The 25227-nt window shown below is 70.6% G+C and carries 22 protein-coding genes; 6 read left to right on the forward strand and 16 right to left on the reverse strand.

Annotation, left to right across the window (positions count from 1 at the left end; genetic code table 11):
- Nucleotides 1–39 precede the first annotated feature (39 nt).
- The gene (locus tag ACH4YP_RS04515; protein ID WP_398489477.1) at nucleotides 40–1065 is read left to right on the forward strand and encodes a carboxymuconolactone decarboxylase family protein; all 1026 of its coding nucleotides are present in this window, start codon (nucleotides 40–42) and stop codon (nucleotides 1063–1065) included.
- 111 nt (nucleotides 1066–1176) lie between these two features.
- Entirely contained in the window at nucleotides 1177–1839 is a 663-nt protein-coding gene (locus ACH4YP_RS04520; protein ID WP_361065400.1) for a hypothetical protein, read from the forward strand.
- Nucleotides 1840–1866: 27 nt separating this feature from the next.
- On the opposite strand, the gene ACH4YP_RS04525 is transcribed toward ACH4YP_RS04520, so the two are convergent.
- The 9 genes from ACH4YP_RS04525 to ACH4YP_RS04565 all read right to left on the reverse strand — a co-directional run bounded on the left by ACH4YP_RS04525 (nucleotide 1867) and on the right by ACH4YP_RS04565 (nucleotide 13358).
- On the reverse strand, nucleotides 1867–3453 hold the full coding sequence (locus ACH4YP_RS04525) for an NCS1 family nucleobase:cation symporter-1 (RefSeq protein WP_398489303.1): 1587 nt from the start codon (nucleotides 3451–3453) through the stop codon (nucleotides 1867–1869).
- Nucleotides 3454–3684: 231 nt separating this feature from the next.
- Nucleotides 3685–4704, reverse strand: a complete 1020-nt coding sequence (locus ACH4YP_RS04530) for a TIGR03842 family LLM class F420-dependent oxidoreductase (protein ID WP_361065394.1) — start codon at nucleotides 4702–4704, stop codon at nucleotides 3685–3687.
- Between the two features lie 18 nt (nucleotides 4705–4722).
- Nucleotides 4723–6126: a dihydropyrimidinase gene (gene hydA, locus ACH4YP_RS04535; protein WP_361065391.1), complete on the reverse strand. Its 1404-nt coding sequence runs from the start codon at nucleotides 6124–6126 to the stop codon at nucleotides 4723–4725.
- 169 nt (nucleotides 6127–6295) lie between these two features.
- Complete coding sequence (locus ACH4YP_RS04540) at nucleotides 6296–7138, reverse strand: nitrilase-related carbon-nitrogen hydrolase (protein ID WP_055614864.1); 843 nt, start codon at nucleotides 7136–7138, stop codon at nucleotides 6296–6298.
- 180 nt (nucleotides 7139–7318) lie between these two features.
- The gene (locus tag ACH4YP_RS04545; RefSeq protein ID WP_361065385.1) at nucleotides 7319–8896 is read right to left on the reverse strand and encodes a PucR family transcriptional regulator ligand-binding domain-containing protein; all 1578 of its coding nucleotides are present in this window, start codon (nucleotides 8894–8896) and stop codon (nucleotides 7319–7321) included.
- An 87-nt stretch (nucleotides 8897–8983) separates the two neighbouring features.
- Complete coding sequence (locus ACH4YP_RS04550; protein WP_398489305.1) at nucleotides 8984–10309, reverse strand: aspartate aminotransferase family protein; 1326 nt, start codon at nucleotides 10307–10309, stop codon at nucleotides 8984–8986.
- Nucleotides 10306–11148 carry a nitrilase-related carbon-nitrogen hydrolase gene (locus tag ACH4YP_RS04555; RefSeq protein ID WP_361065379.1) on the reverse strand — a complete coding sequence of 281 codons (843 nt, stop codon included), beginning with the start codon at nucleotides 11146–11148 and terminating at the stop codon, nucleotides 10306–10308. The genes ACH4YP_RS04550 and ACH4YP_RS04555 overlap by 4 nt, the downstream gene beginning before the upstream one ends.
- Nucleotides 11149–11359: 211 nt before the next feature.
- Nucleotides 11360–12937, reverse strand: coding sequence for a hypothetical protein (locus ACH4YP_RS04560; protein ID WP_398489306.1), 1578 nt, complete (start codon nucleotides 12935–12937; stop codon nucleotides 11360–11362).
- 169 nt (nucleotides 12938–13106) lie between these two features.
- Complete coding sequence (locus tag ACH4YP_RS04565) at nucleotides 13107–13358, reverse strand: helix-turn-helix domain-containing protein (RefSeq protein ID WP_143641016.1); 252 nt, start codon at nucleotides 13356–13358, stop codon at nucleotides 13107–13109.
- Nucleotides 13359–13442: 84 nt separating this feature from the next.
- Between ACH4YP_RS04565 and map the strand changes: the two genes are divergently transcribed.
- Nucleotides 13443–14210: a type I methionyl aminopeptidase gene (map, locus tag ACH4YP_RS04570; RefSeq protein WP_398489308.1), complete on the forward strand. Its 768-nt coding sequence runs from the start codon at nucleotides 13443–13445 to the stop codon at nucleotides 14208–14210.
- Between the two features lie 43 nt (nucleotides 14211–14253).
- Here map and ggt read toward each other — a convergent pair whose 3' ends face one another.
- Complete coding sequence (ggt, locus tag ACH4YP_RS04575; RefSeq protein ID WP_398489310.1) at nucleotides 14254–16065, reverse strand: gamma-glutamyltransferase; 1812 nt, start codon at nucleotides 16063–16065, stop codon at nucleotides 14254–14256.
- Between the two features lie 103 nt (nucleotides 16066–16168).
- Between ggt and ACH4YP_RS04580 the strand changes: the two genes are divergently transcribed.
- Both ACH4YP_RS04580 and ACH4YP_RS04585 read left to right on the forward strand, forming a co-directional pair.
- Nucleotides 16169–16918 carry a hypothetical protein gene (locus ACH4YP_RS04580; RefSeq protein WP_398489312.1) on the forward strand — a complete coding sequence of 250 codons (750 nt, stop codon included), beginning with the start codon at nucleotides 16169–16171 and terminating at the stop codon, nucleotides 16916–16918.
- A gap of 117 nt (nucleotides 16919–17035) precedes the next feature.
- Nucleotides 17036–18604 (forward strand): alpha/beta fold hydrolase, encoded by a 1569-nt coding sequence (locus ACH4YP_RS04585; RefSeq protein ID WP_398489314.1) that lies wholly within the window; start codon nucleotides 17036–17038, stop codon nucleotides 18602–18604.
- Nucleotides 18605–18639: 35 nt separating this feature from the next.
- On the opposite strand, the gene ACH4YP_RS04590 is transcribed toward ACH4YP_RS04585, so the two are convergent.
- From ACH4YP_RS04590 to ACH4YP_RS04600, 3 genes are all read right to left on the reverse strand, one after another.
- Nucleotides 18640–18861, reverse strand: coding sequence for a hypothetical protein (locus ACH4YP_RS04590; protein WP_361056206.1), 222 nt, complete (start codon nucleotides 18859–18861; stop codon nucleotides 18640–18642).
- 16 nt (nucleotides 18862–18877) lie between these two features.
- Complete coding sequence (locus ACH4YP_RS04595) at nucleotides 18878–19621, reverse strand: amino acid ABC transporter ATP-binding protein (protein WP_361056209.1); 744 nt, start codon at nucleotides 19619–19621, stop codon at nucleotides 18878–18880.
- A gap of 127 nt (nucleotides 19622–19748) precedes the next feature.
- Nucleotides 19749–20189 (reverse strand): DUF6278 family protein, encoded by a 441-nt coding sequence (locus ACH4YP_RS04600; RefSeq protein ID WP_361056212.1) that lies wholly within the window; start codon nucleotides 20187–20189, stop codon nucleotides 19749–19751.
- A gap of 209 nt (nucleotides 20190–20398) precedes the next feature.
- Between ACH4YP_RS04600 and ACH4YP_RS04605 the strand changes: the two genes are divergently transcribed.
- The gene (locus ACH4YP_RS04605; RefSeq protein WP_398489317.1) at nucleotides 20399–22228 is read left to right on the forward strand and encodes an SGNH/GDSL hydrolase family protein; all 1830 of its coding nucleotides are present in this window, start codon (nucleotides 20399–20401) and stop codon (nucleotides 22226–22228) included.
- 40 nt (nucleotides 22229–22268) lie between these two features.
- Here the strand turns inward: ACH4YP_RS04605 and ACH4YP_RS04610 are convergent, their stop codons facing one another.
- From ACH4YP_RS04610 to pcaC, 3 genes are all read right to left on the reverse strand, one after another.
- Nucleotides 22269–23048 carry an exodeoxyribonuclease III gene (locus tag ACH4YP_RS04610; protein WP_361056217.1) on the reverse strand — a complete coding sequence of 260 codons (780 nt, stop codon included), beginning with the start codon at nucleotides 23046–23048 and terminating at the stop codon, nucleotides 22269–22271.
- A 30-nt stretch (nucleotides 23049–23078) separates the two neighbouring features.
- A complete protein-coding gene (locus tag ACH4YP_RS04615; protein WP_361056220.1) occupies nucleotides 23079–23714 on the reverse strand; it encodes an MBL fold metallo-hydrolase in 636 nt (211 codons plus the stop codon).
- 140 nt (nucleotides 23715–23854) lie between these two features.
- Complete coding sequence (pcaC, locus tag ACH4YP_RS04620) at nucleotides 23855–25144, reverse strand: 4-carboxymuconolactone decarboxylase (protein ID WP_361056359.1); 1290 nt, start codon at nucleotides 25142–25144, stop codon at nucleotides 23855–23857.
- Nucleotides 25145–25227 lie beyond the last annotated feature (83 nt).

Raw genomic sequence — 25227 nt, forward strand, 5'->3', positions numbered from 1 at the left:
AGGGTTCTCGGCATGACCACACCCTTCAAGTACCCCTTCGTGACCACGCCCTTTCGCTACACCCAGCCTCCGCCGCCCAGGTCCGCCACCGGCCGGACCGCGGAGGTCTACCGACAGCTCTCCGAGGACTTCGGGGTCGACGGTGCCGTCACCTTCGTCGTCCTGTCCTCCGCGCCCGAACTCCTCGCCGCCACCTGGGCGTTGATGCGTGAGTCGCTCCTCGCGGGCGACGGCAGCCGCACCGGCAAGGAGCTGGCCGCGCTCGGGGTGTCCCGCGCCAACAGGTGCCCGTTCTGCGTGGACGCGCACACCGTCCTGCTGCACGCCACCGGCGACCACGCCCTCGCGGAGCGGCTGGCCCGCGGCGGGACCCCGGAGAAGGAGGTGCAGGCGCGCATGGTCGCCTGGGGAGAGGCGACCCGGATCCCCGGCAGCCCGGATCTCACCCCGCTGCCCTTCTTCGTCCGGCACACCGCCGCGTACGTGGGGACCGCCCTGTCCTTCCACTTCATCAACCGGATCGTCTCGGCCCTGCTGACGGAGAACCTGCTGCCGGGCAACACCCAGCGGTTCAGGCCGGTCCGCAGCCTCGCCGGCCGTTCCCTGGCCAAGACCGTTCGCCGGCGTCTCCCCCCGGGCGCGAGCCTCGCCCTCCTCGACGGCGACCCTGGCCCCGGCCCGTCCTGGGCGGCCGGCACGACGGTCGCCCCGGCCTACGCGGCACTGCGGACGGCCGCCTCGGAGGGCGCCGGCCTGCTGACCGAGGCCGACCAGGACCTCGTACGAGACGTCGTCGCGGCGTGGGACGGTACGCATCAGCCGTTGATGTGGGACGCCCTGCCGGACCGGAGGCACAGGCCCGGGGCGCGGCTGGCGTTACTGGCCGCGCTGGCTCCGTACCGGATCACCGACGAGGACGTGGCGGCGTGGAAGCAGCCGCCGTACACGGACCGTTGTCTGGTCCAGCTCGTCGCGTACGGTGCGTTCGCCGCCGTCGACCGCATCGAGCGGGCCATGCCCCTCGGTGCTCCGGTATCGCACGGGGTCACGGACGGTCAAGGGTGAGTCCCTGTCACCACCCGGGCACGGAGCGAGTTCGTACTACCGCCCCACAGGCAGGCATGTGACACTGGCGTCCCGTCCGCTGTGCGGACTCTCCGCACCGTCCCCCACGAAATGTGCGCCGTGCGTTCTCTTCCTCTCGCTCTCACCGCGCGTCTGCTGCCGGTTGTCGTGCTCGCCCTGGCGGGCTGGTCGTTGTCGTCCGGGCCGTTCGCCGCGACCCCGGCCACGGAGAAGAAGGCGGCCCCCGACGGCGGGCCGTCACCGTCCGCGCCGTCGACCTCGGCGGCGACCCGCACGTACCGCACCTCACCCGCGCCCTGCACGGGCGTGACGAAGAAGACGGTGACCTCGCTGGTGCCGGACGCCAAGACGGCCGGCAAGGAGATCCCGTCGACCGACGAGTCGCTGCGCCGCACCTGTTCGTGGAACGCGCTCAAGGGCTTCGACTACCGCTGGCTCGATATTTCGTACGAAATCAAGAAATCGGACCAGACCGCTCAGACCGCCTACAAGCAGCGCACGACGGAGAAGAGCGGCGGCGGGGTCGTTCCCGGTCTCGGGGACGCGGCCTACTCGGTGGTGAACCTGACCACCGAGGACAAGCAACAGACGCGCGAGGGCCAGGTGTTCGTCCAGGCGTCCAACGCCCTGGTGGTCATCACGTACAACGGCAGTGACTTCGAGTCGAAGAAGGCGCCGAGTACGGACGAGATCAACAAGGGCGCCATCAAGGCCGCCAAGGAGGCGATGGCCGCGCTGGAGGCCGCTCAGTAAGAGGGCTCCCAGCACGGCCCGCCGCCGTCAGGCGACCTGGTCGGCCTTCGCCGCGCGCCCCTCTCGCTCTGCCCGCTCCGCCCGTGCGAAGGGCGCCATCAACGCGACGTACAGGACGAGCGACGAGGCGAGGCCGATCGCCCAGCCGTAGTCCGCGAGCGGCTTGAGGAACGGGATGAGTCCGTCCGTCGGGAACGGGCCGAGTTTGGCGCCCTCGGCGTCGACGTTCGAGTACGAGCCGCCGACCGCCAGGACACCGCCGACCACGAAGGCCAGCACCGCCCGCCAGTTCCAGCCGTTCGTGTACCAGTAGCGTCCGCCGGGCGTGTAGAGGTCGGCGAGATGCAGGACCGTACGGCGGACGATCCAGTAGTCGGCGATCAGGATGCCCGCGACCGTGCCGAGCAGACCGCCGACCACGCCGAGCCAGGTGAAGATGTAGAACTGGGGCGTGGAAATCAGCTTCCACGGGAAGATCAGGATGCCGATGACACCCGTAATCAGCGCGCCCGTACGGAAGTTGATGAACTTCGGGGCCAGGTTGGACAGGTCGTAGGCCGGGGAGACCACGTTCGCCGCGATGTTGACGGAGATCGTGGCGATCAACACGATGAAGAGTGCGAAGAGCAGACCGAAGGCGTTGTCCGTCTTGGCCGCGAGGGCCACCGGGTCCCAGATCGCCTCCCCGTAGATCGCCTCGGAGCCGGAGGTGACCAGCACGGCGAGGATCGCGAAGAGCGTCATCGTCGTCGGCAGGCCGAGGGTCTGCCCCCAGGTCTGCGCCTTCTGGCTGGCGCCGAAGCGCGTGAAGTCGGGGATGTTGAGGGACAGCGTCGCCCAGAAGCCGATCATGCCCATCAGGGACGGGAAGAAGACCGGCCAGAAGTCCGCGCCCCAGCCGAGCTTCGACGGCTGGTCGAGCAGCGCGCCGAAGCCGTCGGCCTTGACCGCGATCCAGATGAGCAGCGCGAACGCACCGACGATCACGACGGGCGCGGCCCAGTTCTCGAAGTGCCGCAGGAAGTCCATACCGCGGTAGATGATCGCGATCTGCAGGGCCCAGAAGAGGAGGAAGCAGAGCCACAGCGGCCACGGGTTGCCCGCGACCTTCCCCGCGTTCTCCCACTCACCGCCGGTGAGCTTGGAGCCCAGGGCGAAGATGCCGCTGCCGCCGATCCAGGTCTGGATACCGAACCAGCCACAGGCCACGGCGGCGCGGATCAGCGCCGGGATGTTGGCGCCGCGAAGCCCGAACGAGGCGCGGGCGAGCACGGGGAACGGGATGCCGTACTTCGGCCCCGCGTGACCGGTGGCCAGCATCGGCAGCAGCACGATGATGTTGGCCAGGGCGATGGTGAAGACGGCCTGCTTCCAGTCCATGCCGAGGGCGACCAGGCCGGAGGCCAGGGTCCAGCTGGGGATGCAGTGGGCCATGGATATCCACAGCGCCGCGAAGTTGTACGTCGTCCACTTGCGCTCGGAGACCGGGACGGGACGCAGGTCGTCGTTGGCGAAGGGGCTGTCGTCGGGGAAGGCCCCGGGGCTGAGTTCGATCCGGCCGGCGGTGTCGGCGGACTGGGATATCGGCGGCCCCGTGGGGACGGTTTCGGTCATGGGCAGGCCAATCGATGAGGCGGGACGGGAAAGGCCGTGCGGGTGGCGCCGTGGGGGTGGTCGTGCGGTGTTGCGGTGGTGCGGTCCCCTTCCCGGGGAGGTGGGAAGGGGACGACTTGAGTGGGTGGAGCCTTGAGTAGGTGGAGCAGAGTGGAGCCGATGCCGTCAATGGTTGATGGATGGGTCGACCATCAACTATTGGGACAGGTCGTCAATAGTCTTGACCAGCCCTCAACCGTTGACGGCGGGAATGACCGTTGATCCATACGCCTCGATGACCGCCTCTTGAGCGTCATGCATGTCGTACAGGGCGAACTGGTCGACGCCCAGCTCGCGCAGCGCGTTCAGCTTCTCGATGTGCTTCTCGGCCGTGCCGATCAGACAGAACCGGTCGACGATCTCGTCGGGCACGAACTGGGTGTCGGGGTTTCCGCTGCGTCCGTGGTGCGAGTAGTCGTAGCCCTCACGGGACTTGATGTAGTCGGTGAGTTCGTCGGGTACGGCGGCGGAGTGCTCGCCGTACTTGGAGACGAGGTCGGCGACGTGGTTGCCGACCATTCCGCCGAACCAGCGGCACTGCTCACGCGCGTGGGCGAGCGCCTCGGGCGAGTCGTCCTCGGTGACGTAGGCGGGCGCGGCCACACAGATCTTGACGTCGGCGGGGTCGCGTCCGGCTTCGGCGGCCGCGGTCTTCACGGCCTTGACCATGGACTCGGTCAGGTAGAGGTCGGCGAGCTGGAGGATGAAGCCGTCGGCCTCCTCACCGGTCATCTTCAGCGCCTTGGGGCCGTACGCGGCCATCCAGACCGGGAGTTCGGCGCCGGGCTTGATCCACGGGAACTTGATGACCGTGCCGCCGAGGTCCGCCTCGTCGCCGCGGCCCAGCGCCCGGATGACCTTCATGGCCTCGCTGATCCGGGCGAGCGTGTTGGGCTTGCGGCCGGCCACGCGCATCGCCGAGTCGCCGCGCCCGATACCGCAGACCGTGCGGTTGCCGAACATGTCGTTGAGCGTGGCGAAGGTCGATGCGGTGACCTCCCAGGTGCGGGTGCCCGGGTTCGTCACCATCGGGCCGACCTTCAGCTTCGTGGTGTTGGAGAGGATCTGGCTGTAGATCACGAACGGCTCCTGCCAGAGCACGGCGGAGTCGAACGTCCAGCCGTACGTGAAGCCGTTGCGCTCGGCCCGCTTCATCAGGCTGATGACGCGGGAGGCAGGTGGGTCTGTCTGCAGGACGAGTCCGAAGTCCATGGCGCCGCTCCTAGTCGCTCAGAGAAGGTACTGACAGGTGGAGCGGGGGGTGTAGACGCCGTGCCCGGCGCGCCCGGTGAACTCCCGCTCCGTAATGACGAGTTCGCCCCGCGAGAGGACCGTCTCGACGCGGCCGGTGGTGCGCCTGCCCTCGTACGCCGAGTAGTCGACGTTCATGTGGTGCGTCTCGGCGGACATGACCTGCTCGGCGTGCGGGTCGTAGATGACGACGTCCGCGTCGGCGCCCGGCGCGATCGTGCCCTTCTTCGGGTACAGGCCGAACATCCGGGCCGGGGTGGCGCAGGCGATCTCGATCCAGCGGCGGCGCGTGATGTGTCCGTCGACGACGGCCTGGTGGAGCAGGTCCATGCGGTTCTCGACGCCCGGGAGCCCGTTGGGGATCTTCGAGAAGTTGCCGCGGCCCAGCTCCTTCTGGCCGACGAAGCAGAAGGGGCAGTGGTCGGTGGAGACGACCTGGAGGTCGTTGGTCCGCAGGCCCCGCCACAGGGCGGCCTGGTGCTCCTTGGGCCGCAGCGGCGTCGAGCACACGTACTTGGCGCCCTCGAAGTCGGGCTCCGCGAGGTTGTCGGTCGACAGGAACAGGTACTGCGGGCAGGTCTCGCCGAAGACGTTCAGTCCTTCGTCGCGCGCCCGTGCCAGCTCGGCGACCGCCTCCGTCGCCGAGACGTGCACGACGTAGAGCGGGGCTCCCGCGACCTGGGCGAGCTTGATGGCGCGGTGGGTGGCCTCGGCTTCGAGGAGGGCCTTGCGGACCTCGCCGTGATAGCGCGGGTCGGTCTCTCCCCGCGCCAGCGCCTGCTCCACCAGTACGTCGATCGCGATGCCGTTCTCCGCGTGCATCATGATCAGGCCGCCGTTCTCGGCGGAGCGCTGCATGGCACGCAGGATCTGGCCGTCGTCGCTGTAGAAGACGCCGGGGTAGGCCATGAACTGCTTGAAGGAGGTGACGCCCTCCTCGACCAGCAGGTCCATCTCCTTGAGCGTGTCCTGGTTCACGTCGGAGACGATCATGTGGAAGGCGTAGTCGATGGCGCACTTGCCGTCGGCCTTGGCGTTCCAGGCGTCGAGGCCCTCCCGCAGCGAGTGGCCGACGCTCTGCACCGCGAAGTCGACGATCGTGGTCGTGCCGCCCCAGGCGGCGGCCCGGGTGCCCGTCTCGAAGGAGTCGGAGGCGAAGGTGCCGCCGAACGGCAGTTCCATGTGGGTGTGGGCGTCGACGCCACCCGGGATCACGTACTTCCCGGTGGCGTCGATGGTCCGCTCGGCCGTCCATGCCTCGGCGGCGGGGGTGCCGCTCGCGGCGAGGGCGGCGATACGGCCGTCCTCCACCAGGACGTCCGCGTGGAGTTCGTCCGACGCGGTGATCACTAGGCCACCGCGGATGACTGTACGGCTGCTCATGGTTTCCTCTCCTGTCGTGGGCACCCCGGTGGAATGCGGCGGTGGGTACGTGCGGGTGCGTCGTGGCTGGTCGCAGCCCCGCGCCCCTGAAAAGCCTGGGGCGCGGGCCGCCGCTGTCCCCGACCGAGCCTCGGCCGAGGCCCCGTCAGAGCCCCCGCCGGGGAGTCGCTCAGGGAGCGGTCAGCGGCTCGTACGCCTCCGGGCGGCGGTCGCGGTAGAACTGCCAGCGGTCGCGTACCGCGCGGAGCTTGGCCATGTCCAGGTCGCGGACGACGAGCTCGGTCTCCTTGTCGCTCGCCACCTCCCCGACGAACTGGGCCTCCGGGTCCACGAAGTACGAGGTGCCGTAGAAGTCGTTGGAGCCCAGCTCCTCCACTCCCACGCGGTTGATGGCGCCCACGAAGTACTCGTTGGCCACGGCCGCGGCCGGCTGCTCCAACTGCCAGAGGTAGGCGGACAGTCCGCGCGAGGTGGCGGACGGGTTGAAGACGATCTCGGCCCCGGCGAGACCCAGCGCGCGCCAGCCCTCCGGGAAGTGCCGGTCGTAGCAGATGTAGACGCCGATCTTGCCGACCGCCGTGTCGAAGATCGGCCAACCGGCGTTGCCGGGGCGGAAGTAGAACTTCTCCCAGAAGCCCTCGACCTGCGGGATGTGGTGCTTGCGGTACTTGCCGAGGTACGAGCCGTCGGCGTCGATCACCGCCGCGGTGTTGTAGAGGACGCCGGGCTGCTCCTCCTCGTACATCGGCAGGACGAGGACGATGCCCAGTTCCCTGGCGAGTGCCTGGAAGCGCTGGACGATCGGGCCCTCGGGGATCTGTTCGGCGTACTCGTAGAACGCCTTGTCCTGGACCTGGCAGAAATAGGGCCCGTAGAACAGTTCCTGGAAGCACAGGACCTGAGCACCCTGTGCGGCCGCGTCGCGGGCCGCCTGCTCGTGGACCTGGATCATCGATTCCTTGTCGCCCGTCCATGCGGTCTGGAAGACGGCGGCGCGGATCACTCTGCTCATCGGGACCTCCGGTCGCTCGGTGTGCGGCGAGCCTAGGAAGTCCGAAGAGCGGCTTTGAGTTGCAGCGTGTCACGTCTGAGGGCGTGTGGCGTTCCACGGTGTCACCCTTGCCAAGGCCCATGTTTCACCACCGTTTTCCCAGGTCTTCCTGTGTTTCGGAGCTGTTGCGCGTCGAGCGCCTCAGCCTTGTTGCGCGTCGTGCGCGAGGAGGGCGATGTGCACGGAGGCCGCCTGCTCGAAGTCGTCGAGATCGACCCGCAGCCGGGCCTCTATCGCCTCCAGCCGCCGGTACAGCGCGGGTCGTGAGACATGGTGGAGCTGTGCGGTGCGCGACTTGTTGCGGCCGGTGGCGAGATACGTCCGCAGCACCGGCAGCAGCTCCGACTCCGCGTCCGCGCCGCAGAGCAGCCCGTCCAGTTCCCGCTCGGCGAAGGACTGGACGTGCGGGTCGTCCCGCAGCAGCCGGACCAGCCCGCGCAGATGGACGTCCCTCAGCCGCACCACGACCGGCAGGTCGAGTCCGGCGGGGCTCTCGGCGACGGCGTCGGCCACATGCCGGGCCTCCCGCAGCCCGGCGGGCACGTCGTCCCACCCGGTCCGCGGGTCGGCCGCCGCGACGACGACCGCCTTGCCGTCACCGGCCGCACCACCGCCCGCCTCCGTACGCAGCCGGGTGGCGAAGTGGGCGGCGAGGGCCTCGGCGTCCTGGTCCCTGGCCAGGCTCAGCAGTACGGCGACCACCCCGTCGGCCAGCTCGGCGACGAGTCCGGAGAGCCCCAACAGGCGCAGTACGCGGTCGAGTTGGGCCGCCTCCGTGTCCCGTACGACCAGGGGCACGAACGTCCGGCGGTTGACCGGCAGTCCGGCCGCGCGGGCCCGGGGCAGCAGTTGGCGGGCCGGTACGACTCCGGAGACGAGGTCGGTGAGCAGGCTCTCGGCGGACTGCTCCTCCCAGGAGTGCACGGTGCCGCCGAGCATGCGGTGCAGGACCAGGGCCTCGGCCCCGCGGTCGGCGAGCAGCCGTCCGGTGGCGGCGTCGCCGCGGTAGCCGCACAGCACGATGCGGCCCCAGCGCTCGCCGCGTCCGCCCAGTTCGGCACGGACCCAGCCGTCCCCCTCGCTGCCGCCGGCCTGCCGTGCGATGCGTTCCCAGTCGCGCAGTACGTCGTCGACCGCGGACCGCTCCCCCGCCGTGGCGAGGACGCGGTGGGCGAGGTTGGTGACGACGACGGGGCACGCGCTGTGCGAGGCGATCTCGTCGAGCATCCGCTGCAGCGGGGCGCCCGCCGTGATGAGCCCGGTCAGCGCCGTCCGGACGGACTCCGACAGGCTCACGGCCGCGAACTTCCGTCGTACGAGCCTGGATTGGACCTCTTCGGTCAACTCCGCGAAGGGGAACGGGCGGTGCAGGACCACCATCGGCAGCCCGCACCGCTCGGCCGCCCGGCGCATCACCTCGGGCGGGGTCGGGAAGGCCCGGCCGAGTCCGAGGACGACGGCCGAGGCCTCCGCGCGGTGCAGTGAGCGGATGTACTCGGCCTGGGCCTCAGGGTCACCCGCGAGCAGCACCCCGGTGGTGAGGACCATCTCGCCGCCGCTGAGCATCACTCCGACGTCGGCGGCCTCGGCGACGTGCACCCAGCGCACGGGCCGGTCGAGCTGGCTCGCGCCGGCCACCACCTCGGGTTCCCCGGCCAGCACCCGTTCCAGGGCGAGGACCTGACGGACCGACAGGGCGGGTTCCAAGGCGGTGGTCATGCGGCGAACCTTCAATCTGGCGTTGCTGAACGCTCCTCGGAACCGACTGCTCAACACAACTGACCGATCGTCAGAACCGAGCGCCCCTCAGAACTGAGTGCTCCGCAGGGCGCGCTCCAGGATCGCGGCGCCCTCCTCGGCCTCCGCGACGGTGAGCGACAGCGGTGGGGCGATGCGCAGGACGCTGGTGTTGTGGCCCCCGCCCTTGCCGATCAACAGGCCTCCCTCGCGGGCCGCTTCGAGCACGGCGGCGGCCTCGTCCGGGTCGGCCTGGTCGGTGCCCGGCTTCACCAGCTCGATGCCGATCATGAGACCCCGGCCCCGGACCTCGCGTACGCCCGGCAGTTGTGCCGCGACGGCCCGCAGCCGCTCGATGAGCAGGCCGCCGACGCGGCGGGCGTTGCCCTGGAGATCGTGTTCCAGGAGGTACGTGAGGTTGGCGAGGCCCGCGGCCATGGTGATCTGGGTGCCGCCGAACGTCGAGATGGAGTTGGAGTCCAGACAGTTCATGACCTCGGCGCGGGCGACGACACCGCCGATGGACATGCCGTTGCCGATGCCCTTGGCGAAGGTCAGCATGTCCGGCGGACCGCTCTGGCCGTGTGCCTGCCAGCCCCAGAAGTTGTCGCCGGTCCTGCCCCAGCCGGTCTGCACCTCGTCGGCGATCCAGAGGATGCCGCGCTCCTGGAGGACCTCGCGGAACGCCGCGTACAGGCCGTCCGGCGGTGCGGTGAAGCCGCCGACCCCCTGGATGGGCTCGGCGATCAGGGCCGCGGGCGGACGGACGTGGCCGAGCAGGTCCTCCAGGTCGGCGACGCAGGCCGCGATGAAGCCGGCGTCGTCGAGATCGGCGTACGGGCCGCGGGTGCGGACGCCGCCGTGCACGTAGAGCGTCTGGAGGGGCGAGAGGCTGGTCGGCGACCAGCCCTTGTTGCCGGTGATGCCGACCGAGGTGAAGGAACGGCCGTGGTAGCTGTTGCGCATCGCCAGGATCTGGTTGCTGCGGCGGTACGCGGTGGCCAGCAGCAGGGCCGTGTCGTTGGCCTCCGTGCCCGAGGTCGTGAAGAACACGCGCGCGTCCGGGATTCCCGACAGCTTGGCGATCCGCTCGGCCAGGTCGACCATCGGCCGGTTGAGGTACAGCGTGGAGGAGTGGATGATCCGGCCGGCCTGCTCGCTGACCGCCTTCGTCGCCTCGGGCAGGGCGTGCGCGGTCATCGTGGTGAGGATGCCGCCGAAGAAGTCGAGGTACTTGTTGCCCTCGGCGTCCCAGACGTGGCGGCCCTCGCCGTGGGTGAGCTCGATGGGATCGGCGTAGTAGACGGCCAGCCAGTCGGGGAGGACCGACTGGTGGCGCTGGTACAGGTGCTTGGCCGAGCCGTGGGCCTGGCCCTGGGATGCGTCTGTCGTCACGGCTGCACCAGCCCTTCGTAGGCGTCGGGGCGACGGTCCCGGTAGAAGGCCCACTGCTGGCGGACCTCCTCGATCAGGTCGAAGTCGAGGTCGCGGACGACGAGTTCCTCGTTCTTGTCGCTCGCCCTCTCGCCGACGAACTGGCCGCGCGGGTCGACGAAGTACGACGTCCCGTAGAAGTCGTTGTCCCCGTACTCCTCCTCGCCGACACGGTTGATCGCGGCGATGTAGTACTCGTTGGCGACGGCCGCGGCGGGCTGCTCCAGCTGCCAGAGGTGGGAGGACAGGCCGCGGGAGGTCGCCGACGGGTTGTACACGAGCTGGGCGCCGTTCAGGCCGAGCTGGCGCCAGCCCTCCGGGAAGTGCCGGTCGTAGCAGATGTAGACGCCGACCTTGCCGACCGCGGTGTCGAAGACGGGCCAGCCGAGGTTGCCCGGTTTGAAGTAGTACTTCTCCCAGAAGCCCTTGACCTGGGGGATGTGGTGCTTGCGGTACTTCCCGAGGTAGGTGCCGTCGGCGTCGATCACCGCGGCCGTGTTGAAGTAGAAGCCGGACTGCTCGACCTCGAAGACCGGGACCACGACGACCATGCCGGTCTCGCGGGCGAGTTCCTTCATACGGGTGACGGTGGGGCCGTCCGGGACCGGTTCCGCCCAGCGGTAGTGCTCCGGTTCCTGGACCTGGCAGAAGTAGGGGGCGTTGAAGACTTCCTGGAATCCGATGATCTTCGCGCCCTGACGGGCCGCCTCGCGGGCGTGCTCCTCGTGCTTGGCGACCATGGATGCGGTGTCGCCGGTCCAGGTGGCCTGGACCAGAGCGGCGCGTACGACGTTGGCCATGAGCTGCTGCTCCTTCGACGGGACGTCAGAGAGCTTCTACGCCCGTAGATGGTGGGCGTAGAGCCCCGAAAGTAGGCGGAGGCGCTGCGCTGGGCAAGACCATCGTCGTTAACCGGCTGAGTCGATCTTGTTTCCTACCCCTGTGGGTTAGCCTCCGGCGGTTCACGGCCCCGCGCCGCTTGTAGGTGGGCCCGGCTGCGATCAGGTGCCGTCAGGCCGTGTAGCCCGCGACTCTCAGGGCGTGGATCAGGTCCCAGTGGCGTTGTTGTGAGACGTGGCGGGCCGCTTCGAGGAGGAGGGGGATGAGGCGGGGCGGGTCGGTCTCGACACTGCGGGCGGCCTCTTCGGGGGTGCGGATGCGAACGTACGCGTCGAGGAGGGACCGGACCTCGCGGTGGCGGTCCTCCCCGACCAGGTTCAGTACGGCCTCGCCCATCTCCGGGGCGGGGCGCACGACGCCCTGGCGGAGCATCTGGTCGCCGTCCGCGGTGCGCCCCGCCACCGCGAGCGCGTCGGCGGCGGCGACGAGGCGGTCGGCGGGCAGCGAGGCGGCCTCCCAGAGGAGGGTGGCCCAGTCGGCGCCCAGGCCCGCGCGGTGGAGTTCGGCGGCGAGGAGCGGGAAACGGGCGGCGGGCCAGTACGCGGCCTCGACGAGCAGGGCGTGCGCCTCGCCGCTGTGGCCCTCGCGCCGCAGCCGGACGAGCCGCTCGACGGTCTGGACGGTGGTCCGGCGCTCCTCGTCGTCCAGGGGCTCGCGCCGCGCCTTCGGCCGCGCGGGCTCCTCGGCGGCTCCGGCGAAGCGGGCCCCGCGCAGCGTGGGCTCGGCGGTGGGCGGCACCGGCATGGCCGGTGCGGCGGCCGCCGCGGCGTCCTCTTCCATCATCCCGGCGAACCGGGCGCTGCCGCGCGCACGGCGCTTCGAGCGCTGTTTGGGGGCGCGGCCCCTGGCGGGCTCGGGAGGCTCAGGGGCCGCCGCCTCGTCCTCCTGGGCGGCCGTGGGGCGCGGGGAGGCCTCGGGGGCGGGTGCCGCGGCCTGCCAGGCGTTCTGTTCGGCCGCTCGCCCGGCGGCCTGACCGGCGGCCCGTTCCGCCGACGCGTCGCGCCAGAGGTCCGGCCAGTCGTCCTCGTCCGGCGCGGGGCGTTGCGGGCCCCCGCGCCCCGTGGACGGCCCGCCGGCCCCGGCACCGCTCCGGTCGTTCCGGGGCCGCTCGTCCCAGAAGACATCGGTGCCGATCTCGCCGGGCGGGATGCTCAGTGCCCCCTGCACCCGGCCGCCGATCGCACGCCGGTCCAACTCGTCCATGCGGGAGCGGAGTTCGGAGCAGCGGGCCGTCGCGCGGTCGTGATCGTCGCGGGCCCAGGCCAGGTCGACGCGGCAGGACTCGGCCTCTTCCCGGCCGGTGGCCGTACGGAGCGAGCGGCCGAGCTCCGAGAGCCGTTCGGCGGCGTAGCGCTGTTCGCGGAGCATGACGTCGAGGCGGTCTCCGAGGGCGTCGCGGCCACCGGGCCGCGCGTCGTACGCGGCGAGCGAGGCGCCGTGCAGCGCCCGCGCCCGGTCGGACTCCTGGGCGGCGGCCCGGTCGCCGTACTCCGCGGCGACGTCCTGGAGGAGCGCCTGTACGACGTCCCAGGGCGGCACCTCCGCGCCGTCCAGACAGGCCCGCATCCCCTCGGGGTCGCGCTGCCAGAACACGCCGCACCACCCGCCGCCCTGGTCGAGCCGGGTCAGCAGGTCATTGAGATATTGCGCGAACTCCCGCACCTGGCCCGGGAGTTGTTCCACCGCCATTACCTTCACCCCACGCCAGACTGGAGTACTCCGGTTCGATAGAAAACACCGTTCGTGTTACGGAATGGCTACAACGAGTTTTCGACCCGGACGCGGAGTGCGGTTACCGCCCCGGAACGTGACGTGAGGGCCCCGGACCTGACGGCCCCGACGGGGTGTCACCTGCGCGTCATGCCGGGGCGAGCGCACAACTGCCCGCGATCTCGTCCATCGAGAGGCCCAGCACCCGCGCCAGGGCCGCCACGGTGAAGAAGGCGGGGGTCGGCGCGCGGCCGGTCTCGATCTTGCGGAGGGTCTCGGCGGAGATGCCCGCGCTCGCGGCGATCTCCACCATGCTGCGGCCGCCGCGGGCCTCGCGGAGCAGCTTGCCGAGCCGCTCGCCGCGCTCGTGCTCTTCGGGGGTCAGCGGGGTTCGCACCATGCGCCCACCCTAGTACCGGCGACCGTTATTCGAATAGGCGGATCAAGGCCACCCCCACACACCTCGACCGGTATAGTAATTGGCATGGTGGAACTGAAGACGGACACGTCCATCGACGCGATGCACGAAGCGGGCCAGGTCGTGGCCCGGGCCCTCACAGCGGTGCGGGAGGCCGCCGGCGTGGGCGTCTCGCTCCTGGAGCTGGACGAGGTCGCGCACCAGGTCCTGCGGGACGCGGGCGCGGGCTCCCCGTTCCTCGGCTATCGGCCCTCCTTCGCTCCCGTGCCCTTCCCGGCCGTCATCTGCGCCTCCGTGAACGACGCGATCGTGCACGGCATCCCGACCGGCTACCGGCTGCGCGACGGCGACCTGGTCTCGATCGACTTCGGCGCCGAACTCGGCGGCTGGGTGGGCGACTCCGCGATCAGCTTCGTGGTCGGCACACCGCGCCCCGCCGACCTGCGCCTCGTCGAGACCGCCGAGCGGGCCCTCGCGGCGGGCATCGAGGCGGCCGTCGTCGGCAACCGCATCGGCGACATCGCGCACGCGATCGGCACGGTGTGCCGCGCGGCGGGGTACGGCATCCCGGACGGCTTCGGCGGCCACGGAATAGGCCGCCGTATGCACGAGGACCCAGGTGTCCCGAACGAGGGGCGGCCCGGCCGCGGCCTGCCGCTGCGGCACGGCATGGCCCTCGCCATCGAGCCCATGCTCATCGCCGGCGGCACCGACGAGTACCACGCCGCCGCCGACGGCTGGACCCTCCGCACGAACGACGGCACCCGAGCGGCCCACGCGGAACACACGGTGGCCATCACGGACGCGGGGCCGCGCATCCTGACGGCCCGCTGACCACCCCGTCGGCCGCCCTCCCACGGAGCCGACAGCTCCCGGCCTACGGCGCGGGCCGCACCACCATCGCCGAGCCGCCGCCCCGGCGTACGGTCTCGGCCGCCGCCAGCCACTTGCCGTTCGGCAGACGTTGGACGCCGGTCGCCGCGCCGATCTCCGGGTTCTGCCGGAAGCCGTGGCCGATGGACTCCAGCTGAGCCCTCAACGGGCTGTTCCACAGGCCCGGTTCGAGCTCGGTGGTCGTCTGGTTGCGCTGGCTGGCACGCGGGGCGGCGATCGCGTCGACGAGCGGGAGGCCCCGGTCCACGAACCCGGTCAGCGTCTGCAGGACCGTCGTGACGATGGTCGCGCCGCCGGGCGAGCCCAGCGCCACCACCGGCTTGGCGTGCGCGTCGAGCACGATCGTCGGCGAGATCGACGAGCGCGGACGCTTGCCCGGACCCGGCAGGTTCGGGTCGTGCACGGCCGGGCTCGCCGGCGCGAAGGAGAAGTCCGTCAGCTCGTTGTTGAGGATGAACCCCCGGTCGGGGACGGTGATCCCGCTGCCGCCGGTCTGCTCGATGGTGAGGGTGTACGCGACGACGTTGCCCCACTTGTCGGCCGCCGTGAGGTGGGTCGTGTTCTCGCCCTCGTAGGTTGTCGGCGCGGCCGTGCCCCCGGCCTCGCACGCCGCCGGATCGCGCGGGTCGCCGGGCGCCAGCGGGCTCGTCAGCACCGCGTCGTCCTTGATGAGGCACTCGCGCGAGTCGGCGTACTTCTGCGAGAGGAGTTCCTTCGTCGGTACGTCCTCGAAGGCCGGGTCCCCCACCCAGCGCCCCCGGTCCGCGAAGGCGATCCGGCTCGCCTCGATGTAGCGGTGCAGGTACTGGACGTCCGTGGCCTTCGAAAGGTCTGTGTTCTCAAGGATGTTGAGGGCCTCACCGACCGTGGTGCCACCGGAGGACGAGGGCGCGATCGAGTAGACGCCCAGTCCGCGGTACGAGGTCTTCGTGGGCGCCTGCCGCTTCGCCTCGTACTTCGCCAGGTCCCTCAGGGACAGCTCGCCGGGCCGCGCGTCGTATCCCGAACCCGGGTCCACCGGCGGCTTGTTCACCGTGGCGACGATGTCCTTGGCCAGCCGGCCGCGATAGAGCGCGCCCACGCCCTTGCGGCCCAACTCCTCGTACGTACGCGCCAGATCGGGGTTCTTGAACGTCGAGCCGACCACCGGCAGCGAACCGCCCGGCAGGAACAGCTCGGCCGTGTCGGGGAAGTTCCGGAACCGCGCCTCGTTGGACTCGGTCTGCGAGCGGAACGTGGCGTCGACGGTGAACCCGTCGCGCGCGAGCCGCTCCGCGGGCTTCAGCAGCGATCCGAGCCGCTTGCTGCCCCAGCTGGCCAGCGCCTTCTGCCAGGTGGCGGGCGTCCCGGGCGTGCCCACACCCAGACCGCTGGTCACGGCGTCGGCGAACGGGATCGGCCGGCCGTTCTCCAGGAAGAGCCCCGAGTCGGCCGTCAGGGGCGCCGTCTCACGGCCGTCGATCGTCCGCACCGTACGGGACTTGGCGTCGTAGTAGACGAAGTAGCCGCCCCCGCCGATGCCCGAGGAGTACGGCTCGGTGACGCCGAGCGCGGCCGCCGTGGCGACGGCCGCGTCCACCGCGTTGCCGCCCTTGCGGAGGATCTCGATCCCGGCGGCCGAGGCGTCGGCGTCCACGCTCGCGACGGCCCCGCCGTACCCGACGGCGACCGGCACCTTCTCCGCCGGGCTTGAGCCGCCCCCGGAGGACCCTGAGGAGGGCGGCGCCGCCCCCACCGACATCACCGCGGCCGAAACCGCCACCACAGCCAGACTCCGCGCGCCCGAGCGCCCCATCCGTACCTCCAGTTAACGACCGTCTGCGCAGCGTAACTCCTGGGCATGGCCGCGTCAGGTCCCTCTCGAACACCGGTGCAGGTGCCCGCTAGCATGCGCGCCCATGAATGACGACGTCCGCAACATCGTCCTCGGCGTGGTCGCGGCCGGCCTCAGCGCCGCGCTGGGCTGGCTCGCCCGTACGTACCTGTGGAAGCGCAAGCTGCGCCGCAAGCAGGCCTTCTTCGGCCTGCCCAACAATTCCGAGTCGCTCCTGGTGGTCAACCGCGAGGCCGGCGGCCAGGAACTCTCGGTGATGCGCCATGACGTCTTCGCGCTGCTCGAACTCTCCGCCCTGATCAAGGACTGCGGCGCCCACGCCCAGGTCATCGCCCACGACGCGGCGCAGCAGGGCTTCGGGGAGCGCACGGAGTTCTGCGTGGGCGGGCCTTCGTCGAACCGGCGCATGGCCGCGCATCTGCACTCGCTGCTGCCGGGCATCCGCGTCAACGTCGACCCCGAACCGGGCCCGGACCGCGGTGCGTTCCAGATCGGCAGCGAGCGCTACCGGCTGGAGCCCGGCAAGGGCGAGTACGTGATCCTCGCCCGGCTCACGGCGGGCAACACGGCACGGCCCGTCTTCCTCTTCTGCGGCCAGCGCGCGATCACCAACCAGGCCGCGACCCGCTATGTCGCCCGCAACCACGAACGGCTGGCCCGCAAGCACGGCAACAACTCCTTCGTGATCCTCCTGAAGGTCGTGAACTCCCAGGCGTACGGGCCGGATGTCGTCGAGCTCGTCGCGGACGTCACTCGCGCCTCACAGACCCCGCTGCCTGCGGTTCCCGCACGGAGCACTCACCGCGCCTCCTAGGTTCCAGCACATTTCAACAATCGTTACTCGTGCGTAACTTACCGACGGGTTACCTACGGTAAGAGAGCGCGGTTACCGTCGGGTCACTTTGGCACTTACACGTGTGAGGAGTGACTTGTGGGACACCCGCGCAAGGCCCTGCGTACCACCGCCGTCGGTGCCGTCTCGGCGACCCTGATCGCCGGTACGGCTCTCGGGCTCGCCCCCGCCGCGCAGGCGGCGTCCGCCCCCGTCCGGTTCGTCGACATCACCGGGGACGGCGGCACCGTCCTCAAGGCCAATGTCGTCATGCCCGCGAACGCCGACGCCTCCCGCGACTACCCGCTCATCGTGCTGCCCACGAGCTGGGGCCTGCCCCAGGTCGAGTATCTCGCCCAGGCCCAGAAACTCGCCGACTCCGGCTATGTCGTGGTCAGTTACAACGTCCGCGGCTTCTGGCAGTCGGGCGGGGAGATAGAAGTGGCGGGCCCACCCGACATAGCCGACGCCTCCAAGGTCATCGACTGGGCCCTCGCCAACACCCCGTCCGACGCCCGGCACATCGGCATGGCGGGCGTCTCGTACGGCGCCGGCATCAGCCTGCTCGCCGCCGCGCACGACAAGCGCGTCAAGGCCGTCGCGTCCCTCAGCGGCTGGGCCGACCTCATCGACTCGATCTACTCGGGCCGCACCCAGCACTCCCAGGCCGCCGCCCTGCTGAACGGCGCGGGCCAGATCACCGGCCGCCCCAGCGCCGAACTCCAGCAGATCTTCAAGGACTTCCTCGCCTCCAACCTCGACAAGGAGCAGGAGCTGATCGCCTGGGGGAAGAAGCGTTCCCCCTCAACCTATGTCGACCAGCTCAACAAGAACGGCGCGGCGATCCTGCTCGCCAACGGCTGGGGCGACACGATCTTCCCGCCCAACCAGTACGCCGATTTCTACGAGCAGTTGACCGGCCCGAAGCGGCTGGAGTACCGGCCCGGCGACCACGCCACCGCCGAGGTGACCGGCCTCTTCGGGCTCCCTAACGACGTGTGGACGGACACGAGCCGCTGGTTCGACCACTACCTCAAGGGCGTGGACAACGGCATCGACCGCGAGCAGCCGGTCCAGCTCAAGTCCCGTTCCACCGGCGGCTACGAGGGCTACCCGGACTGGAAGTCGGTGGGCGCGACGCGCGAGAAGATCGCCCTCTCGGGCTCCACCACGATCCGCGCGAACGTCAACTCGGGCGCGGACGGCGGGATCATCTTCCTCTCCAGCATCCTCGACCAGCTCGGCCGGCTGCCGCCGGTGGCGTCGATCCCGCTGCTGCCGCGCCGGTACGCCGCGGTCTGGCAGTCGGAGAAGTCCGCGAGTGCCCAACGGGTGCGCGGCACCACGAAGTTGCACACAACCCTCACGAGCACCAAGGAGAGCGGCACCCTCGTCGCGTACCTCTACGACGTGGGCCCGCTCGGCCTCGGCAAGCTGGTCAGCAACGCGCCGTACACCTTCCACGGGCAGACGCCCGGCAAGCCGTTCGGCGTCGACCTGGAGTTGTTCTCCACGGCCTACGACGTCCCGGCAGGGCATCGACTCGCCCTGGTTGTCGACACGGTCGACCCGCTCTACATCGAGCACAACCCGACCGGCTCGCAGCTGACCTTCTCCTCGCCCGCGGCCGACCAGTCGTACGTGTCGGTACCGCTGCGCGAGCAGTGATCTCCGGCTGCTGCCGGGCGGGTCATTGCCCCTCGCTACCGCGTGCCCGGCAGCAGCGTCCCTGGTTCGGCCGGGGTGGTGTCCACGGCCTCTGTCCCCATCACCACGGGAGTGAACGGCATATCGTAGTCGAGGTTCGGCGCGGTCGGCCCGTCGGCCCGGAGCGACTCCGCGAGGGAACGAGGCACCGGAATCAACTCCGTTCCGTGGGCGTGGAGTTGGGACGGGAACGAGAGTGGCGGCGGGAATGTGATCATGATCTCGCTCCCCCGCTCAGTGCTTGAGGATCTTCGAGAGGAAGTCCTTGGCGCGGTCGCTGCGCGGGTTGGTGAAGAACTCCTCGGGGGTGCGGTCCTCGACGATGCGGCCGTCGGACATGAAGACGACACGGTTCGCGGCCGAGCGGGCGAAGCCCATCTCGTGGGTGACGACCACCATGGTCATGCCCTCGCGCGCGAGTGCCTGCATGACCTCCAGGACCTCGTTGATCATCTCCGGGTCGAGTGCCGAGGTCGGCTCGTCGAAGAGGAGTGCCTTGGGGTCCATGGCGAGGGCGCGGGCGATGGCCACGCGCTGCTGCTGGCCGCCGGAGAGCTGGGCGGGGTACTTCGGCGCCTGCGAGACGAGGCCCACGCGGTCGAGGAGTTCGAGCGAGCGCTTGTCGGCGTCGGCCTTCTTACGGCCGCGCACCTTGATCTGACCGAGCGAGACGTTCTGCAGGACGGTCTTGTGCGCGAAGAGGTTGAAAGCCTGGAAGACCATCCCGACCTCGGCACGGAGCGTGGCGAGAGCCTTGCCCTCTTCCGGCAGCAGCTTCCCGTCGAGCCTGATCTCCCCGGAACGGATCGTCTCCAGCCTGTTGATGGCCCTGCACAGAGTCGATTTCCCCGACCCCGAAGGGCCGATGACCACGACCACCTCCCCCTTGCCGACGGTGAGGTTGATGTCCTGTAGGACATGCAGCTCCCCGAAGTACTTGTTGACGTCACGCAGCTCGATCAACGGATCGACGGCCATCCTCAGCCCTACCCACTCTCAGCTGTGTCGCGATTCCCGCAAGCTATCCACACAAGAGTGGAGTTAATACCCGACACGCACTTTTCGGGCATTAGCCGTATTTAAGGCGGTAGCCAGGGGCAGAACCTTACGCTTCCGCGACCTCCGCGTACAGCTGTGAGAGTTCGGGGGCACCGCTTGCCGCCCACTCGTGACCGACGGCCACCACGTCGAACTCACGGCCGGAGGCCAGTCGTACGACCGGCTGGCCGCCCGGCCAGATGTCCCAGACGGCGCCGGGGACCGTGCGCACGATGACCGTGCCGAGATAGAGGCCGGCGTCGTTCCCCAGCCAGGGCAGACTCTCCTCGTCGTCCCGCCAGCGCGGCACCAACTGGTCCAGCGCCTCCAACGAGGCCGCGGAGTCGTCGAGTTCGACCCCCGCCTGATGTGCCTGGGAGCGCAGCAGTTCGCACTCGGAGAGCAGTTCGACCACCCCCTCGCGGTCGCTCTCACTGTCGGAGAAGACCGCGACTCCTCCGTCGGGGCCCCGCTTCTTGCGCCAGTTGCCCAGGAAAGGGATGTTCATACACCCAGCCTGTCATCTCTGTCGCCCGGCGCACCACAGGGCACGCGGAACGCCTGTTCCCAGGGAGTTCGCGCCGAGTTCGCGCCCGGATCATTGACGAGTCCCTGCTGCCTCCTTAGCTTCACGGTGCACCTGTCACCTCGTCCGTGAACCGTGCCCGAGCGGTTCGTCAGCCGTTGGTCCGTGAGTCGTAAGTGGGAGGAGTCGGTGTGCGCCGACGTGTCTGGGGTACGGCCGTCGTTCTCGCTCTGCTCTCGGCGGTGGTGACGGTCCCGGCGACGGCCGCCACGGCTGAGTCGCCTACGGTGTCCGAGGTGTCCGCGTTGCCTTCGGTGCCCTCGATCCCCGCCAAGGAGAGGCCGCTGCCGCTGGAGCGGCTCTTCGACAACACCGCCGTCAGCGACGACTCGCGGCCCGGCGAGGCGGACTTCGACGGCTCGGGCGGCTCTCTGTCGGCGCAGGACCTGACCGCCGCGGGCTGGACGCCCGGGCGCTCGCTGACGGTCCAGGGCGCCCGGCTGACCTGGCCCCGCCGGGCCGCGGGCGAGCCCGACAACGTACGCGCCGACGGCCAGTCCGTCCGGGTCGGCGGCCGCGGTGACGCGCTCGCCTTCCTGGTGGCGGGCACCGGCGGTGGCGAGCAGAGCGCCACGGGGGTGGTGCGGTACGCGAACGGCTCGCGCTCCTCGTACCGGCTGAGCGCGTCCGACTGGCGCGGCGGCCCGCTCGCCACCAAGGCCGTGGCCCTGCCGCACATCAACACGCCCGGCGGCCAACTCGCCGAGAAGGCACGGCTGTACGTCGTGACCGTGCCGCTCGTCCAGGGGCGTGAGGTGGCGTCGGTGGAGCTGCCACGCAACCCCGACCTGCACGTGTTCGCCCTGTCGGTGCGCGCCGACTCCCGTGGCTGGACCGGGAGTTGGGCCGCGTCGGCCTCCGGCTACACGGCGGTCGGGCCGTGGACGGACCGAACGCTGCGGCTCGTGGTGCACACCTCGGCGGGCGGACCGCGGGTACGGATCCGGCTCGACAACACCTTCGCCGCCGCACCCGTACGGATCGGCGGCGCGACGGTGGCGGTGCAGGCGTCCGGCGCGAGTCCGCGGAGCGCGCCCGTGCCGCTGTCGTTCCGGGGTGCGGCGGACACCGAAATCCCTGCGGGGGCACAGGCGTTCAGCGATCCGCTGGCCTTCGACGTGCCCGCGGACGCCAATCTGCTCGTGAGCTTCCATCTGCCCGGGACGGTGACGGCGGCACCCGTGCACAGCCTGGCCGTCCAGACGTCGTACGTCAGCACGCCGGGCGACCATGCCGGGGACGGCGCCGCGGACGCTTACACCTCGACGATCACCACCTGGCCGCTGCTGACCGGTGTCGACGTGGGCGGCGGGCCCGGGTCCGTCGTGCTGCTCGGCGACTCGATCACGGACGGCGAGAAGTCGACGCGGGACGCGAACCGGCGCTGGCCCGATGTGCTCGCCGGGCGCTTGCTGAACCAGAATGTGGTCCCGCGCTATGGGGTCCTCAATCATGGGATCTCGGCGAACCGTGTGGCGAGCGACCGCTACACCGGCGACGGTGTCTCCACGGACACGGGCGGCGTGAGCGCGCTGCACCGCCTGGACCGGGACGTCCTCGCCCAGACGTCGGCGCGTACCGTCGTCGTCTTCCAGGGGGTCAACGACGTCCGCTGGGGAGCGAGTGCGGAGCAGGTCGTCGCCGGGCTGCGGGAGATCGCCGACCGGGCACGTGGGCGCGGGCTGCGGGTGCTGGTCGCGACGATCGCGCCCTGCGAGGGGGAGGCGCGGTGCACGGCCGCGGTCGACGCCGAGCGGGTCGCCGTGAACCAGTGGATCCGGTCCGGGGCCGGTTCTGGTGCCGGTGCCGGGTTCGACGGGGTGCTCGACTTCGACGCGGTGTTGCGGGACCCGGCGCACCCGGCGCGGATTCTCCCCGCCTACGACAGCGGGGATCATCTGCATCCGGGGGAAGCGGGGCTCGCCGCGCTGGCCGAGTCGGTGGACCTACGGCTGTTGTAGCCGCGGGCTCTTCCTGGTGGGGTCCGCGCCCCTGGAGGGGCTAGACGTCCAGGTCGACCACTACCGGGGCGTGGTCCGAGGCGCCCTTGCCCTTGCGCTCCTCCCGGTCCACGTAGGAGTCGGTGACGGCCTTAGCGAACGGCTCGTTGCCGTAGACGAGGTCGATGCGCATGCCGCGGTTCTTGGGGAAGGCGAGCTGGCGGTAGTCCCAGTACGTGTACGGGTGGTCGTACTTGAGGGGGCGCGGGACGACGTCCGAGAGGCCGGCCTCGCGCAGGGAGGTGAGAGCGGCGCGCTCGGCCGGGGTGACGTGGGTGAGGCCCTCGAAGGCGGCCACGTCGTAGACGTCGTCGTCCGTCGGTGCCACGTTGTAGTCGCCCAGCACCGCGAACGGGCGGCTGCCGGTCGCGTCACCCGCGACCGCCGCCTTCAGGGCCTCGAACCACTGGAGCTTGTACGCGTAGTGGGCGTGGTCCACCTCGCGGCCGTTCGGCACGTAGACCGACCAGACGCGGACCGGGCCGCAGGTCGCGGAGACGGCTCGGGGCTCCTGGGCGCCGTCGTATCCGGGGTCACCGGGCAGGCCCTTGACGATGTCTTCGAGGCCTACGCGGGAGATCACCGCCACTCCGTTCCACCGGCCGGTCGCGTGGACCGCCGCCTCGTAGCCCAGCTCGCGCAGCTCGGTGACCGGGAACTTCTCGGCGGCGACCTTGGCCTCCTGGAGGCACAGCACGTCCGTGCCGCTGCTCTCCAGCCAGGCCAGCAGCCTCGGGAGACGGGCGGTGATCGAGTTCACGTTCCAGGTCGCGATACGCATGCCACACAACCTACCGGGCCCCTCCGACACTCAGAGGTCGGCGGTCTCCCCCGGTGCCAGCCGCAGGTGCTCGGAGCCGCCCAGGGCGCCGATCTGACGGCCGTAGATGGGCAGCGCGAGGTCGGTGAGCAGGGCGTCGTGGATGTCGTACGCGCGCTGCGGTTTGACCTCGCGGACGTAGTCGATGACCTCTGAGATCTTGCTCCAGGGGGCCATGACGGGGAGCATCAGCGTCTCGACGGGGTGGTCGGGGACGGTGAGGGCGTCGCCGGGGTGGAAGACGCGTCCGCCGTCGACGAGGTAGCCGACGTTCGTGATGCGCGGGATGTCCGGGTGGATCACGGCGTGCAGCTCACCGTGCACCCGTACGTCGAAGCCCGCGGCAGTGAACGTGTCGCCGTGGCCGACGGTGTGGACGCGGCCCGGGAACGCGGCCGAGAGCTGGTCGGCGACGGACTTCAGGGTCCAGATCTCCGCGCCGGGGTTGGCCTCCAGACCGGCGCGCAGGTGCCCCTCGCTGAAGTGGTCGGCGTGCTCGTGCGTGATCAGGATCGCGTCCACGCCGACCGCGGCGTCCTCCTCGCTGAAGACGCCGGGATCGATGACGAGCGTGCGGCCGTCCTTCTCCAGGCGGACGCAGGCATGCGACTTCTTGGTGAGCTTCATGCTTCCCATCCTGCCTCCGGGCGGGGGCGCGGACTCACCCCAGGGGGCGCGCTCCCGGATTCTCACACCTGCTTCTCATCCCGGGTGCCCGCTCCCGGCGCTCTCTCCGAACGCCCGTCCCCGGCGCCCGCTCCTCGTACTCACTCCTGCGGTGTGGTCTCCTCGCGGATGACCTGCTGGGCCACCTTGAAGGCGCTGTTCGCGGCCGGTACGCCGCAGTAGACGGCCGCCTGGAGGAGCACCTCCTTGATCTCGACCGGGGTGAGGCCGTTACGGAGGGCGGCCCGGGTGTGGAAGGCGAGCTCGTCGAGATGGCCGCCCGCGACCAGGGCGGTGAGCGTGACGCAGCTGCGCGAGCGCCGGTCGAGGCCGGGCCGGTCCCAGATCTCGCCCCAGGCGTAGCGGGTGATGAACTCCTGGAAGTCCCCGGAGAACTCGTCGGCCTGGGCCAGCGCACGGTCCACGTGCGCGTCCCCGAGCACCTCCCGGCGGACCTTGATGCCCGCGTCGTACGGGTCGGGTCTGCCCAGGACCGCCTCGGGCTGCGCGGCGGGGGCGATCTCGGCGACGGGCGACAGCTGCTGCGGCGCGGCCAGGACCGGGCTCGCCTGCGGCACCACGACCGCCATCTGTCCGGTGGACGAGTCGTAGGCGGGCTGCTGCCAGGCGGTGGAGAAGTGCCGTACGAGAAGGTCCGTGACCGCGGCGGGCTGTTCCACGGGGACCAGGTGCGAGGCGCCGGGTACGACGGCGAGGCGGGCGTCCGGTATCCCGGCGACCAGGGTGCGGGCCTCGGCGGGGCCGGTGACCTGGTCGTCGGAGCCGACCAGGACGAGCGTCGGCACCCCGATCCGGCCCAGCTCGGCGTGGATGTCGAACGAGGCCAGCGCCTCGCACGCGGCGATGTAGCAGCCCGGGTCCGTGGTGCGGACCATCTGCACGGCCCACTCGGTGATCGCGGGCTGCGCCGCGGCGAAGCCCTGGGTGAACCAGCGTTCCGGGGACGTCCGCGCGATCGGGTCCAGTCCGTTCGTCCGTACGATCACGCCGCGCTGCCGGAACTCGTCGGCCGTGCCGAAGCGCGGTGAGGCCGCGATCAGCGTGAGCGAGGCGAGGCGCTCCGGGTGGCGCAGCGCCAGCTCGGCTCCGACGGCACCACCGAGCGCGCAGCCCGCGTACCCGAACCGCTGGACGCCGAGCCCGTCGAGCGTGACGAGCAGCCGCTCGGCGAGCTCGGTGACGGAACCGGCCGGGTAGGCGGGCGCGCCGCCGTGGCCGGGCAGGTCGAAGCGGAAGACCCGCCATTGCTTGGCCAGCTCGGGGACCTGCCGGTCCCACATGTGCCAGGTCGTACCGAGCGAGGGACCGAGGATGAGCACGGGGGCGTCTTCCGGGCCGTCGAAGCGGTACTGGAGGGCTGGGGACTTCATTTCACTCACCGCTCCACGCTAACTTCCGCACCTGTGGTCTCGGAAACGAGCCCGATTTGTCCACGCGGCCTGCACGGAGCCGC

The organism is Streptomyces sp. NPDC020747 (genome assembly GCF_044334695.1).
GTDB lineage: Bacteria > Actinomycetota > Actinomycetes > Streptomycetales > Streptomycetaceae > Streptomyces.